This window comes from Amycolatopsis sp. NPDC051106, assembly GCF_040682775.1.
In the GTDB taxonomy this organism is placed as follows: domain Bacteria; phylum Actinomycetota; class Actinomycetes; order Mycobacteriales; family Pseudonocardiaceae; genus Amycolatopsis.
This window is the reverse complement of the sequence record NZ_JBFBBQ010000053.1, coordinates 1-15,374: the sequence shown is the minus strand read 5'-3', so window position 1 is coordinate 15,374 and position 15,374 is coordinate 1. Positions and strand designations below refer to the sequence as shown.

The 15,374-nt window shown below is 69.9% G+C and carries 17 protein-coding genes and 3 tRNA genes; 10 read left to right on the top strand and 10 right to left on the bottom strand.

Features of this window, described 5'->3' with window-relative positions:
* The first annotated feature begins 66 nt into the window (after positions 1 to 66).
* Positions 67 to 1,398, top strand: coding sequence for a nucleobase:cation symporter-2 family protein (locus AB0M83_RS31790; protein WP_364522496.1), 1,332 nt, complete (start codon positions 67 to 69; stop codon positions 1,396 to 1,398).
* On the opposite strand, the gene AB0M83_RS31785 is transcribed toward AB0M83_RS31790, so the two are convergent.
* Entirely contained in the window at positions 1,349 to 1,924 is a 576-nt protein-coding gene (locus tag AB0M83_RS31785) for a TetR/AcrR family transcriptional regulator (protein WP_364522494.1), read from the bottom strand. The genes AB0M83_RS31790 and AB0M83_RS31785 overlap by 50 nt on opposite strands.
* Before the next feature lie 87 nt (positions 1,925 to 2,011).
* On the opposite strand from AB0M83_RS31785, the gene AB0M83_RS31780 reads away from it, so the two are divergent.
* On the top strand, positions 2,012 to 2,458 hold the full coding sequence (locus AB0M83_RS31780) for a pyridoxamine 5'-phosphate oxidase family protein (RefSeq protein ID WP_364522492.1): 447 nt from the start codon (positions 2,012 to 2,014) through the stop codon (positions 2,456 to 2,458).
* On the opposite strand, the gene AB0M83_RS31775 is transcribed toward AB0M83_RS31780, so the two are convergent.
* Positions 2,459 to 2,971 carry a hypothetical protein gene (locus AB0M83_RS31775; protein ID WP_364522490.1) on the bottom strand — a complete coding sequence of 171 codons (513 nt, stop codon included), beginning with the start codon at positions 2,969 to 2,971 and terminating at the stop codon, positions 2,459 to 2,461. It lies immediately after the preceding gene.
* A 171-nt stretch (positions 2,972 to 3,142) separates the two neighbouring features.
* Here AB0M83_RS31775 and AB0M83_RS31770 point away from each other — a divergent pair, with 171 nt between their 5' ends.
* Both AB0M83_RS31770 and AB0M83_RS31765 read left to right on the top strand, forming a co-directional pair.
* Positions 3,143 to 3,892: a rhomboid-like protein gene (locus AB0M83_RS31770; RefSeq protein WP_364522488.1), complete on the top strand. Its 750-nt coding sequence runs from the start codon at positions 3,143 to 3,145 to the stop codon at positions 3,890 to 3,892.
* Positions 3,893 to 3,932: 40 nt separating this feature from the next.
* Positions 3,933 to 6,245, top strand: a complete 2,313-nt coding sequence (locus tag AB0M83_RS31765; protein WP_364522486.1) for an EAL domain-containing protein — start codon at positions 3,933 to 3,935, stop codon at positions 6,243 to 6,245.
* Here AB0M83_RS31765 and AB0M83_RS31760 read toward each other — a convergent pair.
* From AB0M83_RS31760 to AB0M83_RS31730, 7 genes are all read right to left on the bottom strand, one after another.
* Positions 6,239 to 7,024, bottom strand: coding sequence for an arylamine N-acetyltransferase (locus AB0M83_RS31760; protein WP_364522484.1), 786 nt, complete (start codon positions 7,022 to 7,024; stop codon positions 6,239 to 6,241). The genes AB0M83_RS31765 and AB0M83_RS31760 overlap by 7 nt on opposite strands.
* Before the next feature lie 34 nt (positions 7,025 to 7,058).
* Positions 7,059 to 7,409, bottom strand: a complete 351-nt coding sequence (locus tag AB0M83_RS31755) for a YciI family protein (RefSeq protein ID WP_364522482.1) — start codon at positions 7,407 to 7,409, stop codon at positions 7,059 to 7,061.
* A 485-nt stretch (positions 7,410 to 7,894) separates the two neighbouring features.
* A tRNA-Phe gene (locus tag AB0M83_RS31750) sits at positions 7,895 to 7,968 on the bottom strand.
* A 31-nt stretch (positions 7,969 to 7,999) separates the two neighbouring features.
* Positions 8,000 to 8,073 (bottom strand) — tRNA-Asp (locus AB0M83_RS31745).
* Between the two features lie 37 nt (positions 8,074 to 8,110).
* Positions 8,111 to 8,183 (bottom strand) — tRNA-Glu (locus AB0M83_RS31740).
* Positions 8,184 to 8,282: 99 nt separating this feature from the next.
* Complete coding sequence (locus tag AB0M83_RS31735) at positions 8,283 to 9,047, bottom strand: hypothetical protein (RefSeq protein WP_364522480.1); 765 nt, start codon at positions 9,045 to 9,047, stop codon at positions 8,283 to 8,285.
* A gap of 167 nt (positions 9,048 to 9,214) precedes the next feature.
* Positions 9,215 to 9,469: a hypothetical protein gene (locus AB0M83_RS31730; RefSeq protein WP_086683067.1), complete on the bottom strand. Its 255-nt coding sequence runs from the start codon at positions 9,467 to 9,469 to the stop codon at positions 9,215 to 9,217.
* Between the two features lie 1,418 nt (positions 9,470 to 10,887).
* Here AB0M83_RS31730 and AB0M83_RS31725 point away from each other — a divergent pair.
* Positions 10,888 to 11,322: a hypothetical protein gene (locus AB0M83_RS31725; RefSeq protein WP_364522478.1), complete on the top strand. Its 435-nt coding sequence runs from the start codon at positions 10,888 to 10,890 to the stop codon at positions 11,320 to 11,322.
* Between the two features lie 85 nt (positions 11,323 to 11,407).
* Here the strand turns inward: AB0M83_RS31725 and AB0M83_RS31720 are convergent, their stop codons facing one another.
* Positions 11,408 to 11,611 carry a cold-shock protein gene (locus AB0M83_RS31720; RefSeq protein ID WP_003097368.1) on the bottom strand — a complete coding sequence of 68 codons (204 nt, stop codon included), beginning with the start codon at positions 11,609 to 11,611 and terminating at the stop codon, positions 11,408 to 11,410.
* 469 nt (positions 11,612 to 12,080) lie between these two features.
* On the opposite strand from AB0M83_RS31720, the gene AB0M83_RS31715 reads away from it, so the two are divergent.
* The 5 genes from AB0M83_RS31715 (at position 12,081) to AB0M83_RS31695 (ending at position 15,203) form a co-directional block, all read left to right on the top strand.
* A complete protein-coding gene (locus tag AB0M83_RS31715) occupies positions 12,081 to 13,280 on the top strand; it encodes an Ig-like domain-containing protein (protein WP_364522477.1) in 1,200 nt (399 codons plus the stop codon).
* A gap of 315 nt (positions 13,281 to 13,595) precedes the next feature.
* Complete coding sequence (locus tag AB0M83_RS31710; RefSeq protein ID WP_364522475.1) at positions 13,596 to 13,898, top strand: hypothetical protein; 303 nt, start codon at positions 13,596 to 13,598, stop codon at positions 13,896 to 13,898.
* Between the two features lie 4 nt (positions 13,899 to 13,902).
* Positions 13,903 to 14,457 (top strand): SigE family RNA polymerase sigma factor, encoded by a 555-nt coding sequence (locus tag AB0M83_RS31705; RefSeq protein ID WP_364522473.1) that lies wholly within the window; start codon positions 13,903 to 13,905, stop codon positions 14,455 to 14,457.
* 5 nt (positions 14,458 to 14,462) lie between these two features.
* Positions 14,463 to 14,927 carry a hypothetical protein gene (locus AB0M83_RS31700; protein ID WP_364522471.1) on the top strand — a complete coding sequence of 155 codons (465 nt, stop codon included), beginning with the start codon at positions 14,463 to 14,465 and terminating at the stop codon, positions 14,925 to 14,927.
* A 21-nt stretch (positions 14,928 to 14,948) separates the two neighbouring features.
* A complete protein-coding gene (locus AB0M83_RS31695; protein WP_364522469.1) occupies positions 14,949 to 15,203 on the top strand; it encodes a hypothetical protein in 255 nt (84 codons plus the stop codon).
* The last annotated feature ends 171 nt before the right edge of the window (positions 15,204 to 15,374 follow it).

Here is a 15,374-nt window from a genome sequence, read left to right as displayed (position 1 = left end):
TGACGTCCGGGTCTTGCCACGGTCACGCGCGCGGCGTTGGCTGTGGGCCGGGAAAGGGGCTTGATCATGACGAAACCCGCGGTGCACCCCGTCGACCAGGGCCTGCCCGCCGGCCGGCTGGCGCTGCTCGGCCTGCAGCACATGTCGATCATGTACGCCGGCGCGGTCGCCGTGCCGCTGATCGTCGGCAGCGCGCTGAAGCTGGACCCGGCGACGATCGGGCTGCTGGTCAACGCCGATCTCCTCGTCGCGGGCATCGCCACGATGATCCAGGCGATCGGCATCGGGAAGATCCTCGGTATCCGGCTGCCGGTGGTCGCGGGCGCGACGTTCAGCGTCGTCAACCCGATGATCCTGATCGCGTCGCAGTACGGCCTGCCCGCGGTCTACGGCGCGATGCTGGCATCCGGCGTGTTCGGGCTCATCATCGCGAAGCCGTTCGCGAAACTGATCCGGTTCTTCCCGCCGCTGGTCACCGGGACGCTGCTGCTCGTCATCGGCGTCTCGCTGCTGGGCCCGGGCGCAGGGCTGATCGCGGGCAACGACACCAGCGCGCCGGACTACGCGGCCCTGTCGCACATCCTGCTCGCGTTCGGCGTGCTCGCGCTGCTGGTGCTCTTCACGCGGGTGCTGCGCGGGTTCGCCAACCAGATCGGCCCGCTGCTGGCCTTGGCGATCGGGCTGGTGATCGCGATCCCGATGGGGCTCGTGCACTGGGACGGGCTCGGCGTGGCGAGCTGGTTCGGGCTCGCGTCGCCGTTCCACTTCGGCGCGCCGACGTTCCCGGTCGCCGCGATCCTGTCCATGTGCGTGGTCATGCTGGTGACGTTCACCGAGTCCACCGCCGACATGATCGCCGTCGGCGAGATCACCGGACGCCCGCCGACCGACTCCGACCTCGCGCGCGGCCTGGCCACCGACGGCTTCTCGGCCGTGCTCGGCGGCGTCATGAACTCCTTCCCGGACACGGCTTTCGCGCAGAACGTGGGCCTGGTGCGGATGACCGGCGTGCGCAGCCGCTGGGTGGTCGCGGTGACCGGCGGGATCCTGGTGCTGATGGGCCTGGTGCCGAAGATCGGCGCGTTCATCGCGGCGATCCCGCAGCCGGTGGTCGGCGGGGTGGCCGTGGTGATGTTCGCGATGGTCGCCGCGGTCGGTGCGCAGAACCTCAAGAAGGTGGAGTTTTCCGGCAACCACAACACGTTCATCGTCGCGGTGGCCCTCGGCGTCGGCCTGCTGCCGGCGTTCGCGCCGAAGATCTTCCAGCACTTCCCCGCGTGGCTGCAGACCATCTGCGGCAGCTCGATCACGGTGGCGGCGGTGCTGGCGTTCACGCTGAACCTGCTGTTCAACCACCTCGGCCGGCGCTCGGAGCCGGACCTGCTGGAAGCGCCGTGAGCAACCGTCCGACGAGCCGGGCCGCGGTGCCCGGCTCGACCGGACGCCGGAACAGCACCCGCAGGTAGAGCGGGGCGAGGACGAAGTCCAGCACCTCGTCGACCGTCGGCACCCGCTCACCGCGCGCCGCGGCCTTGTCGAGCGCGGCCTGCAGGTCGTCCCCGCGGGCCCTGAGGTACTCCACCGGCTCCGCGTCCGGCGCCATGGTCGCGACGAGCGCGCGGAGCATGATCTGGCCGCGGCGGTCGCGCATCGCGCGTTCGACGCCTTCGGCCCAGCCGAGCAAGTCGCCCCGTAGCGAGCCCGTGTCCGGGATCGGCGACGTCGTGCGCAGGCGTGTCACGGCGGCGTCCAGCAGCAGGTGGTCGCGGCTGCCCCAGCGCCGGTAGATGCTCGTCGGGTTCACGCCCGCGCGCTCGGCGATCTTCGGGATCGTGGCGTCGATCTCGCCGGCGGCGAGCAGTTCGACGACGGCTTCGTGCACCGCGTCGCGAACGCGCGCACTGCGCCCACCGGGTCGGGTCATGACCGCAGCCTAAAGCAAACGCGTTTGCTTTTGCCGTCGAGGTGCGGCTAGCTTTAAAGCAAACGAGATGGCTTTAGGGAGACTTCGATGGCCCGCAAGATGTCCCGCGAAGAGCGTGAGCAGTTCCTCGCCCAGCCGCAGGTCGGCGTGCTCAGCGTCGCCGCGGAGCCCGGCCGGGCGCCGCTCACCACGCCGATCTGGTACCGCTACGAGCCGGGTGGCGACGTCGTCGTGATGACCTCGCCCGGCTCGCGCAAGACGCGGCTGATCGAGGCGGCCGGCCGGTTCGCGCTGTGCGTCCAGCAGCAGGACGGCGTCTACAAGTACGTCTCGGTCGAGGGCCCGGTGGTGGAGTCGTGGCCGATGACGAAGGCGCAGCGGCACGAGATGGCGGCCCGTTACCTGCCCCCGGGCATCAGCGAGGCCTACACGGACGCGACCGACGACGCCCACGGCAACAACATCGCGATCGTGATGCGCCCGGAGCGCTGGAACACCTCGGACTTCAGCGACCTCGCGGAGAAACTGGCCTGATCACCAGCAGATGACCAGCACGCACGTCGTCCTCCTGGTCGTCGTCGGCGTGGGTGCCGGCGGCTGCCCCTGGGGCGGGGTCGAGGTCGAGGTCGTGGTAACCGGGCTGGTCGGGTCGCCGCTGGTGGGCGTGGTGGTCGGCGTCGCGGAACCGGTGCTGCTCTCGGTGGTCGGGTCGGTGCCCGGGACCTCGGTGACGGTCTCGCGGGGCACGCCGGCGCCGGGGACGACGTCGCCGCCGCCGGTGCCGCCCTCCGGGGGCGAGTCCGTCGCCTGGTCGGCGCCACCGAGCCCGGTGGTGCGCCCCGGGAACGGGATCACCTGGATCTGGTCGACCGGGGACGCGTTCTCGGTGCCCTTACCGCTGAGCCCGACCAGCACCGCGGCGGCTCCGCAGCCGATGACGACGGCGAGCATCACCGCGAGCACGCGCCAGCGCGACTGCCCCGGTCCCGAACGGTCGCCCCAGCCCTCGCGCACGAGCAGCTCGGCGACCGATACCTCGTCGTTCACCCCGACAGACCTTCCCGAGAGGGCCTTCCGGCCGACGTCGTGATCGTATTTTTACCGCACAAAGCACCCGAATGGGTGAGGTATTGGCAAAAATTCGTCACGTAACGTTCGCTTTGACGGTGAGTGACAATCCACAGCGGATTCACAGCTGCGGTTCGGGAGACTCCCAGCATGACCGTCGAAGCTCGAACCATGCTGCTGAAAGCCGATCGGCCGGTGCCCCGCATCGCCGTTCCGCGTCGCGGCTTGCGGGTGTTCGCCCGGGTCGTCCCGAATCCGAGGGAGACCCCCTTCACGTTCGGTTACCTGGTTCTCCTCCTCGGCACGACACTGCTGCTCAAGTTCGCCGACCCGGAGCTGACCGCCCGGCTGCTCCAGCTGTCCAGCACCGACGCCCACAACCTCTGGCGACGGCCGCTGACCTCGCTGCTGACCAGCGCGCTCTGGCTGTCCGACGAAGGCTGGCTCGCCTACGTCGTGATCTTCACGGTCGCCGTCGCACCCCTGGAACGCCGGTTCGGCGCCCGCCGCGCGGCGACCGTGTTCTTCTCCGGCCACGTCCTGGCCACGCTCGTCACCGAGCTGCCGGTGATGGCGCTGATCAGCGCCCACGTCCTGCCGAACTCGGCCGGGCACTGGCTCGACATCGGCGTCAGCTACGGCTTCTTCACCACCGCCGGCGCCCTCGTCTTCCTGCTGCGCGGCCGCGCGCGCCTCGCCGCGCTGGCCGCCGTGGAGGCGTTCATCGCGGTGATCTGGCTCGGCGACGACCCGGCGAGCCTCGACTCGGTCGTCACGCTGCTCGGCCACGCGGTCGCCGCGCACTTCGGGCTGCTGTTCTGGGGACCGCGGCTGCGCCGCCCAGCCGCAGGCCGGACCGGGATTCCGGCGGGTAGGCAGGAACCGGAGTCGGTGGTGTAATCGACCGAGCCACACGCCGACTGCCAGGGGGACGACGCTCATGGAGGCAGGCTCCCTCGCCGAACTGGTCGAGCTGAGTCCCGACGCGATCTGCGTCCACGAGCACGGCGTCCTGACCTACGCCAACCGCGCGGCCCTCGAGACGTTCGCGGCGCGGTCCGCGGCCGAGGTCGTCGGCCGCCGGTTCACCGACTTCGTCGCCGAGGACTCGCGCGCCGCCCTGGTGGAGAAGCTCGCGCTGCTGACCGAGCCGGGGCAGGCGAGCGAGCCGGTCGAAGCGCTGATGTCCCGGCTGGACGGGAGCAAGTTCGCCGTCGAGACGGTGTCGGTGCGCCTCGGCGGCCGGCTCGCCTACCAGGTCGTCATGCGCGACATCACGGCGAAGAAGGCGGCCGCGGACGCCCTGCGCTACCAGGCCGCGCTCGTGTCGCACGTCAGCGACGCGCTGATCGCGACGACCGGCGAAGGCGTCGTGACCAGCTGGAACCCGGCGGCCGAAGCGGTGTACGGCTGGACCGCGGCCGAAGCCGTCGGACGGCGGGCGAGCGAGCTGGTCGGCGCGCCGCTCGACCTGCGCGGCGGCGGGGTCAGCGAAGCGGTGCACCGGCGGCGGGACGGCGCGCCCTTGGCGGTCCGCGTTTCGGCAGCTGAGATGAACGACGGGTACGTGCTCGTCTGCGCCGACGAAACCGCGCGCCGCCGGGCCGAGCAGAACTACCGCACGGTGGTCGCGTCCCTCGACGAAGGTGTGCTGGTCATGGGCCCGGGTGGGCTCATCGAAGCGGCGAACCCGGCGGCCTGCCGGATCATCGGCGTCACCGAAGCCGAGCTGATCGGCGTCCCGTGCCACACGCTCGTGCTGTTCACCGAGTCCGGGCAGTGGATCCCGCCGGACGAGACGCCGTCGGTGCGGACGCGCCGCACCGGCGTCACGCACAACGGCCTGGTCGTGCGCCTGCGCCGGCCCGACGGCCGCGACGTCTGGGTGTCGCTGACCTCGCGGCTGCTCAACCCCGACGACCCGGCGGCGCTGGCCGTGGTCACGTCGTTCACCGACATCACCGAGACCCGCGCGATCAGCGCCCGGCTCGCGCACGACGCCACGCACGACCCGCTCACCCGGCTGGCCAACCGGACCCTGGTGCTCGGCAGGCTCGACGTCCGCGAGCGCGGCGCGGTCACCGTGCTGTTCCTCGACCTGGACAAGTTCAAGGTCATCAACGACTCGCTCGGGCACTCGGTCGGCGACCAGGTGCTGCGGATCGTCGGCGAGCGCCTGCGCCGCTGCTCCGGCCGCGACGACCTGGTCGGGCGGCTCGGCGGCGACGAGTTCGTCGTCGTCACCGGCGAGGTCACCGAACCCGGCGAGGTCCGGGCGCTGGCCGAGCACCTGCGGGCCGCGCTGGCCGAGCCGATCGGCGTGCTCGGCAGGCAGCTGCACCTCGACGCGAGCATCGGCGTCGTGCTCGTCGGCAGCGCCGACCGCCGCAGCGCCGAGGACCTGCTGCGCGACGCCGACGTCGCGATGTACCAGGCCAAGACGCTCGGCCGGGGCCGCCACCACTTCTTCGACGTCGGCCTGCGCGAGCGGATGCAGCGGCGGCTGCGGATGGAGCAGGACCTGCGCGACGCGGTGCACGACGGCCAGCTCTGGCCGGCCTACCAGCCGGTCGTCGACCTGCGGACCGGCGAGATGGTCGCGGTCGAGGCGCTGCTGCGGTGGACGCACCCCCGGCACGGCGCGATCTCGCCCGTGGAGTTCATCCCGCTCGCCGAGGAGAGCGACCTGATCAACGTGATCGGCAAGGAGATGCTCCGCGCGACGACGCGCGAGCTCGCCACGCGACGCCGTGACCAGGGTCTGGACCTCACGCTGAAGGTCAACCTCTCGACCCGCCAGCTCGACGACCCGCACCTGGTGCCGGCGGTGCAGGACGCGCTGGCCAACACCGGGCTGCCGGCCGGCGCGCTCTGCCTGGAGGTCACCGAAAGCGCGTTGATGCGCGACCAGGAAGCGGCCGGCGAAGTGCTGGCGTCCCTGCGTTCCCTGGGCGTGCTGCTGGCGATCGACGACTTCGGCACCGGGTATTCGTCGCTCGCGCAGCTGCGCCGGCTGACGCTGGACACGCTCAAGATCGACCGTTCGTTCATCACCGGCATCGCCGAATCCCGCGACGCGGCGGCGATCGTCACGAGCATCATCGCGATGGCCCACGCCGTCGACCTGACGGTGATCGCCGAGGGCGTCGAGACCGCGGAGCAGCTGGACCTGCTGCGTTCGCTGGGGTGCGACCAGGCGCAGGGCTACCACCTGGGCCGCCCGGTGCCGGCGGCCGAGCTGTTCGGTCAGTAGATCTCTCTGAGCCTTCTCAGTTCGTCCGGCGTCAGCTCGATGCCGAAGTCCTTGAGGGTGGCATCGAGTTCTTCCGGCGCGACGGTGGTGGTTTCGCTGCTGCCATCGGGCTTTTCGACCGTCAGCTCACGGCCCAGCAGCTTCCGGCTGACGCCCGGTTCGAGCGTCATGATCACCAGCCGTCCGGTGAACGGCGACTTCGGGTGGGTCGACGTGTAGTGGTGGTAGACCTCGTAGTCGATGGGGTGCATGCCGTCGAGCCGGAAGTCGAGCAGGTCCTCGTCGCCCTTCTTCAGCGTCCACCAGCCGTCCTTTTCGGTCAGCCGGTGCGGCCAGCCGGCCTGGTCGGTTTCCTGGCCGTCGACGAGCGGCATCGGGGCGAGGATCCCGGCGCCGAACCCGACGTCGGCGTGGAAGCGTCTTCCGTCGGCCTCCGCGACCAGCGTCATGTGGGTGTACGGCCCCGGCCGCCGCGGCTGGACGCGCGCGGCGAGCCGGTGGACGGGGTAGCCGAGCTGCTCGAGGACGGCGGCGAAGAGGCCACTCTGTTCGTAGCAGTAGCCGCCCCGCCGCCGTCCGACGAGTTTCGCGCTCACGACGTCGAGGGAAATCCCTTGGTGCTGCCGGAGAACGACGTCGACGTTCTCGAACGGAATGGCCTGGACGTGAGCGCGCATGAGATCCGCGAGCGCGCTCTCGGACGGCGGCCGCGGTTTCTGCCCGATCCTCGTCAGGTAGGCGTCCAGGTCGACGGCGTCGATTCCCCACTCGCTGGTCATGGGTTCCAGAGTGCAACCTCGACCTCGCTGGAGGTCAACCTTCGTGGACGATCTTCCGCACCTCGACGGCGGTGTACTGCGCATCGGGAATCATCGCGGCGAGTTCGACGGCGCGTTCTTCGCTTGCGACATCGACGACGTAGTAGCCGCAGAGGAAGGCATCCGACTCGACGAAGGCGCCTTCCTGGACCCGGGTCGCGCTGTTCTGGACGCGGACGGTCTTGGTTCCGGCGGCCTCGGCGAGCGCCTTGGTCTCGACCATCTCGCCGGTGTCGGTGACGGTCTTGATGAAGGCGCCGTGGCCTTCGTAGACGCCGTTCTTCTGGTCGTCGGTGAGGGTGTCCCAGAGGGTCGGGTTCATGTGGAGGGCAAGGAGGTATCGCACGTCGGCTCCCCGGTGTGGGTGGCGGCCCGGGGTGGGCTGCCTTTCGCCGGGTGGTCGGAGCCGGTGGGGTGGACCGGACACGGGCGTTCGCGGTTCACTCGTTCGGCCTAGTTCTCGCCGAATCCGCTAGGACTTCTCCATGGCGTACGTCCGATTCCAAAGCACCGAGCCCAACGACGAAGGCCGGCACCCCGGCTTCTTCGGCCTGATCAACAACCTCAGCCGGTCCGGCAGGCTGACTCCCGGGCAGGAGGAGTTCCGCCGGACCAACCACGCCTGGTACGAGGCGCACTACACGAATCCCGCCACGGTCGATCCGGCCGTCTACGACCACGCCGTCAACCCGGGCGCGACCGCCTGGTTCAAGGAGTCCGCCGGGGCGAGTCATCTACGAGGACGAGGACCAGATCGTCGTGGTCCCGCACCCGAACTGAACCCGCAGACGAAAAAACCGCCCCGAATGTTCGGGGCGGTTTTCGTAGCGGTGGCCAGGGCCGGGGTCGAACCGGCGACCTTCCGCTTTTCAGGCGGACGCTCGTACCAACTGAGCTACCTGGCCGGGAACGCCGGCCTGGAGCCGAACGATCTTGCGACCCTGACGGGACTCGAACCCGCGACCTTCGCCGTGACAGGGCGACGCGCTAACCAACTGCGCCACAGGGCCTTGCGTACTGCGATCTTGCTTCTACTACTGTACTGCGTACTCCCAACGGGATTCGAACCCGCGTTGCCGCCTTGAAAGGGCGGAGTCCTAGGCCGCTGGACGATGGGAGCCCGGCCGGTTTCGGGTGACCGACCGACCGCGCTCTCAGGTCCCCCCGGGAGCGATTACAAGCATAGGGCACGCCGCCACCGCTTTGCAGGGGGGTTCCCTTAAGCCCCCGAGGAAGCCGCGACCTGCGCAAACAGCTCAATCAGGCGGCTTTCGAGCTCAACCTGCTCCGACGACGTCAGCGCCGACGCCAAGAGCTCGTCGATCCGATCGTCCGTCAGGGACTCCGCGCGCTGCCAGCGGGCGCGTAGATCCGGCTTCCGCGAAGCCGCCGCCACCAGTTCGTCGGCCGCCTCCGCCGGCCACGCCGTCCGCAGCAGCCGCTCACGGCCGCCCTCCGGGTCCGCGATCACCGCCTCGGGCACCGTCAGCCCCATCGCCCGCAGGGCCGCGAAGTGCAGGCCGCCGCGCAGCTCGCGGAAGACCATCAGCGCGAACCCGAGCCGTTCGACGTCCCCGGAAGGGCGCGCCGCGTTCCTCCAGCCCGCGAACAGCGCCAGCCCGCTCGCGTCCGCCGCGTCGACGACGCGGAACAGCAGATCCGCCGGACGGCCGGGCTCCGATACGGCCGAAAGGTTGACGCGCGACCACCGAGCCGATGACTCGGTGTAGGCGCGGACGGCCGCGGGTGCGTCCAGGGCCGCCGTCGCCGGCGGCAGGACGAAGTCGAACAGCCAGTGCGGGAAGATCCCGAACAGCTCCGCGGCCACCTTCGGCGGCACGTCCCCGAGCACCGCTGAGCGCCCCCGCACGTACAGCGAACGCGACGGCAGTCCCACCTCCGCCTCGACCGCCGCCAGTTCCGGCGAGGTCATGAACCTGCCGCCCAGCACCTGCACCACCGGCCGGATCCGGTTCGCCGTCATGGTCGTCCCCTTTCGACCCGGCAAACGTAACAGTGTTACGAAACCAGCGTCAAGACACCCGGACAACCTCGGGAATCACTCACCGAAAACGGCGACAACCAGCACGAACGTCACCGGACAGGCCCGGCGGCACCCACAGCCGCCCACCGGACCCACCGGCCCACCACTCAACGCTGAACCGGCGCCTGCCCGTCCTCATCCAGGTTCAGACCCAGCATCTCCAGCAACTGCACGCAGTCTTCGACCCCCAGCGCACCGTTCGCCACCGCCAGCCGAGCCCGCCGAACCTGATCATCCGACACCCGCTGCGCATCCGCGGCCCCACTCCGCTGCGCCGGCAACCCCCCGGCGAACGGAGCACTCCCCCCATCGGCACCTTCGTACCGAAGGAGGAACTGCCGCACTTCAACAGACCCGCTCATAGCCCCTCCAAACGGCTCACAACAGCTTGGCCGCGAGGCTAACCAGCACCGGCCGCCACACACAGCCCCCCGGAGAGTGAACCTGAGGCCACGCTCCGCTCAACGCAGCGCAATCAGCACGGAGAGAGAACGGGACCACCCGAACGACGGTCACCTGCCCCGGAAGTGACAGAGGGCGCGGAAATTTCCCGCGCCCACTCGCCCAAGCGAGGAACTCGTGCAACAATCGAAGTGCTGACACACCCCCGGTCAGCGCCTGTGGAGATCCCCTCCGACCCCCGCGTTCCTCCCCCTGGCGCGGGGGTCCTCCATTTCTTGGGTTGCTCGGGCTTCGCCCTTCGCCACCCGCTTCATTTCGGCGTATTACCCGGGGGGCCGAGCCCCCCGGACCCCCCACGGTGCCTCTGGTGCGGCTTCCAGCGTGGCTGGGTTTTCGCCTCGGGCGCTGGGCGCCCTGGCGGCTTTCCCCGGGCTTGGGCGCTGGCGCGCCCTCCCCTCAGTTGCGTGGATGTCCGCCCGCTGGCGCGTGCTCGCTTCGCCTTCCTCCTCAGTCCCGCTGACCGCTCATCCTTCATCCGTTCTGCCGGTCGCTCGCTGGCGCGCGCTCGCTCCGCCGTGCCCCCTGCAGTCCTGCTGACTGCCCCCCTTCATCCGTTCTGCCGCCCGCCGGTCGCTCGCTCGCTCCGCCGTGCCCCTGCAGTCCCGCTGACCGCCCGGCCTTCCTCCACTTCTCAGCCGACCGCCGGCCCCTGGCGCTCCCTCCAGCTGGTTGCTGGGCGCTGGCGGACCCTTCTCTGCCCTGTGCGGCCTTCTCTTCCCGTTTCCTTCCGCGGCCGACTCCACCCTTCGCGCGCCTCTCCCTGCTGCCGCTAGCTCACACCCCTTGCCCTTGCTCTGCTGTCAGCGGCCGGGCCGCCTCCTTCGTCCGCTCTGCGGCTAGGCGCCACCTCCCTAGCGCCTCCCCCTGCAACCCCTCCTTCTGCAGCCAATTGCCCGCCCTCGCGCGCTCCCTCTCCTGCCAGCAGCCGGCGCCCCTGATCAATTGCTCCGCCGCCAATAGCCGGGCCCTTGCCTCCTTCATCCGTTTCTGCCCCTCGTCGCGCCTGCCCGTGCAGCCCTTCCCTCCGCGCCGACCGCCCCGCCCCTCCTCCGCTCTGCCGCCAACGGCTGAGCCTTGCCGCCCTCATCCGTTTTGCGGCTAGCCACCCCTAGCCGCGCCTTCCGTGTAGCCATTCCTTCTGAGGCCCGCACATGGCGCTCTGGCCTTGTGATCGACTCGTTGCGTTAGAGGGTGGTTGCGCTGGGTTTGAGGTGGGTTGGGCTGAATGGGTGGCGGTTGGGCTGAATGGGGAATGCGGTTGGCGTGTCGTGGCTCACAGTGTTTTGCGGGGTGAGACCTAACCGTTATCGTGACTGGCGTGCCTCTCCCCTCCCTTGGCCGCTTGAGCAGCCGGACGAACCTCAAAGCCGCGTCCTCCGGACGCCATCGTGGTGCCGCGAAGCCTGCGGACGATGGCGTTGTCGAGGACAAGGAACTCACCTCCTACCTCGCCGCCCTGGCACCCGATGCCGACAACGAGAGCACCGGGACCGGTAAGCGGTTCGGGGAAGCTCAGGTCATCCAGCTGCGGATGAGCCTCATCGCCAACCAGCAGCTGAAGGACATCGCCGCCGATCGGGACATCTCGCCCCAGGCGCTCGCCCAGGAATGGATCCTCGAGCGGCTCAACTGGGAAGGTCAGGCCGCCTCGCTGCAGGACCAGCGGCAGCACACCGGCGACCTCACCGACCTCACCGACGAGTTCCACTTCCCCGCCGACGCCTTCGACGCGCCGGCCGTCGGGCACCGCTGAACTCGAACACGCATGAGAAAGGGCCCCCGGCAGCAACCGGGGGCCCTTCGCTCAGGCCTTAAGACAACGCTAAAGGGCCTGTCTCTCAGATCGCGCGGACCTTCTGGGCCTGCGGGCCCTTCTGGCCCTGGCCGACCTCGAACTCCACTCGCTGGTTCTCCTCGAGGGTGCGGAAGCCACGACCCTCGATCTCCGAGTAGTGAACGAACACGTCGCCTTCGCCGCCGTCCTGCGCGATGAAGCCGAAGCCCTTCTCCGCGTTGAACCACTTCACAGTGCCTTGCGCCACCGCTGTTCTCCTCGTTACACAGATCCGCTTCGAATGCCACCGAAGCGGCACCCCGGCCGTCCCGGGCGGTTCCAACGAGTCGAGTCAAGAGCGTGTCGGCTCCATGGCTCGCGTCAGAAGTTCCGCGAGTGTGAAGCCACGAACACGCAAAACGACGGCCTGCAAGCAGACTACCGGGATCTGGCCAAAGTTGAACCCCGTGATCGAGGCGAAAAACGCCGGTCCGGGCCAAGGTCACCGGAACGTCGTAGGGCTCCGGCCCCGTTCTGTCGGACCCACCGGTTAGTCTTGCGCAGCACAGCGACACCGTGATCACCGGATACGGCTCGCAGTCGCTCGTGCCCCCTCCGTGAAGCAGCGTCGGCAAGCGGTTGTGACCTTCGTCACGCCGATCTCGCTCAACGTCGCAGGTCCACGAGACGTCTCGTTGAGGGGTAGTACCAAAGGGGCAAAGGGGAATGGGTTGACGGTGAGGACATCCACGCGGCGCCGGGGCGCTGCTGTGGCATTGGGCTTGGTAGCCGTGCTCACGCTGGGGGCGTGCAGCAGTGAACCGACGGTGTCGGCGAGCGGGACGTCGGGCGGGGGCCCGACTTCCGCGCCCGCGCCCACAGCGCAGCCGGCGAAACTGACGGTGACGCCGGCCGGCGGCGCGCAGGACGTGCCGCCCGGCGAACCCGTCGAGGTCAAGGTCGACAGCGGCACGATCGTCTCGGTCACGCTGACCAACCCGGAGGGCAAGCAGGTCCAGGGTCAGACGTCGGCGGACAAGAAGAGCTGGAACACCACCGAGCAGCTCGGCTACGGCAAGACCTACACCTGGTCCGGCCAGGCGCAGGGCGCTGACGGCAAGAACGTGCCGATCGGCGGCGCGTTCACCACGGTGAAGCCGAAGCGCCAGATGTCGGCCAGCCTGAACGTCGGCGACGGGCAGACGTACGGCATCGCGATGCCGATCGCGCTGACCTTCCCGAGCCGCGTCACCGACAAGGCTTCCGTCGAGAAGGCGCTTTCGGTCGAGACCACGCCGAAGACCGAAGGCTCGTGGGGCTGGATGAACGGCGACACCTCGGTGCACTGGCGGCCCAAGGAGTACTACAAGCCGGGCACCACGGTGAAGGTCAACGCCAAGATCTACGGCGTCAAGATCGGCGAAGGCGTGTACGGCAAGCAGGACGTGTCGGCCAGCTTCGCCATCGGCCGCTCGCAGATCGTCAAGGGCAACACCACGCAGCACACGATGCAGGTGATCCGCGACGGCCAGCAGATCGCCGACTACCCGGTGAGCTACGGCCTCGACTCCGACCCGGGCCGCGTCACCCACAGCGGCGTGCACGTCGTGATGGGCAAGCAGTCCACGTACGCGATGAGCAACCCGAAGTACCACTACGAGAACGTCGTGGTGCCGTGGGCGGTCCGGATTTCCAACAACGGCGAGTTCATCCACGGCCTGGCGGCCTCGGTGTGGGCGCAGGGCAAGAAGAACGTCTCGCACGGCTGCCTGAACCTCTCGCCGGCGCGGGCCAAGGAGTACTACGACGGTGTGCTCACGGGCGACCCCGTCGAGATCACCGGAAGCACGCAGACGCTGACCGCCAAGGACGGCGACTACAGCGACTGGACGTACGACTGGGCGAGCTGGCAGAAGCTGTCGGCGCTGGCCGGCTGAGACCTTTCACGAACACCGGGCGGCCGGGAAGTCCCTCGCGGACTTCCCGGCCGTTCGCGGTTTCCGGGGTTCACCCCACGCCGACCGGCTCGCCGCGTGGCCGCAGGAACGCAGTGAATGACTCATTCCTGGCGTCCGACGCCAGGAATGAGTCATTCACTGCACCGGAGGCGACCCCATCGCGGGCCACCGAACTCGCCACCGAACGTCTTGAAGATCAGCGCAAACTCGATGCAACCCCGGTGATCACCCGGCGCATGACTAAGGGCAGAGGCGCGGCGATCGACGGCCGCGCCCGCGAGAAGAGGAGCTGTCTTGCGTATCCGTATCGCCCTTTCCCTCGGCGCTCTCGTGCTCGCCGGTGGTGCCCTGACCGGTGGCATCGCGCTGGCTTCGGAGGCGCAGCCGCCGGCACCGTCCGCGACCACCCGGCCCACCCAGCCGCCGTCCGCGATGCCGACCGACACCCGCAAGCCGGCCGAGGCACCGACCGCCGTGCCCGCGCCGCCGCGCGAAGCCACGAAGGCTCCCAGCACTCGCCCGCAGCGCGTTCCGCGGGCCGTGCCCGCGGGTCCGACCGGTGACCTGCACCTGCCGGCCGTGTGGGAGACCCGGTAACCAGGTGATTTCCCGCTCCCGTCCGTCGACCGGGCCGGGCTCGCCGTGGGACGGCGAGTTCGCCCGGTACTTCGGCGAGCGCGCGCACAGCCTGCGGTCCACGGCCTTCCTGCTCTGCGGCGACTGGCACCAGGCCGAGGACCTCACGCAGGCCGCGCTGCTCAAGCTCTACCTCGCCTGGCCGAGGCTGTCGCGCCACGACGCCTTGGACGCCTACGCCCGCAAGGTCGTGCTGCGCACGTTCCTCGCCGAGCACCGGCGCAGCAGGTGGAAACGGGAGCGGCTCACCGATGCACCACCGGAACTCCCGGCGGAACACGCCGGGAGCGAGCAGGACACGCTGGTCCGGCAGGCGCTGGCCGTACTGGCCCCCAAGCAGCGCGCCGTGCTGGTGCTGCGGTACTTCGAAGACCTGAGCGTCGAAGAGACGGCGCGGGCACTCGGCTGCAGCGCCGGCACGGTGAAGAGCCAGGCCTCCCGGGGCCTGGCGACGCTGCGCAACCGGCTCGGCCCGCACTACGGCGCGCTGAGCTTCAGCGCGACCACGGAGGGGAGGTGACGAACATGGACCCCGAAGACGACGTCCGCGCGTTCCTGACCGGCGCGGCCGGTGGCTCGCAGCCGCCGATGCGCCTCGACGCCACCGACGTGATCGAGCGCGGCGGCCGGGTCCGGCGACGACGCAAGCGCTGGGCGGTCGCCGGCACCTCGACGGCGACGGCGGTGATCCTCGCGGTGGCCGGTTTCCTGGCCGGTCACCGCGCCGGGCCGCCCGACCCCGTGCAACCCGCCGGCCCGGTGCTGTCCACGATCGGCACCACCGCCCCCAGCCCGCTGCCGCCCAGCGAGGTACCGGCGACCTCGATCGCGCCGCCGCCCGAGGCCCAGCCGGGCCGGACGCCGGCGCGCACGTCGAAGACGACGGTGCCGACCCCGTCCACCCGGAAGGCGGAGCGGCCGACGTCGCCACCCTCGGCGAGTCCGACCGATACTGGCCGGGAAGCGCCCGTCGCCACCACCTCGCGCTAGATGTTTCCCCAGGTCAGCGGCGTGGCGCAGATCACCGCGCCGAAGTGGGTTTCCGACGAAATACCGGGCCGGGTCGTGGCGATATGCCGGGTGGTGTTCCGATCGGGCACCGGACAACTGCTCAGCCGGACGCTCAGCCGCCGGCCCGAGAACCCGAGGAGGAAGCACATGGTGTTCGCCGCACTCATCGTCGAAACCGGAATCGCTGTTGTAGTGGCGGGCGCGCTCGCCGCTTGGTCCCGCAAGCGCTTCGCTCCTCGGAACGACGCCAGCTGACCCGCGAAACACGTGTGCCCCGCCCGGTGATCCGGGCGGGGCACACGTGTTTCCGGCGGCCGCTCAGCGCTGAGCGGCCGCGGGGGGGACGGTGGCGCCGCGGCCAACGGTGTGGATCTGGTGCAGCGGGACCGGCGACCTCGCCGGGAGAGTTTAGGCAACCGCACCGGG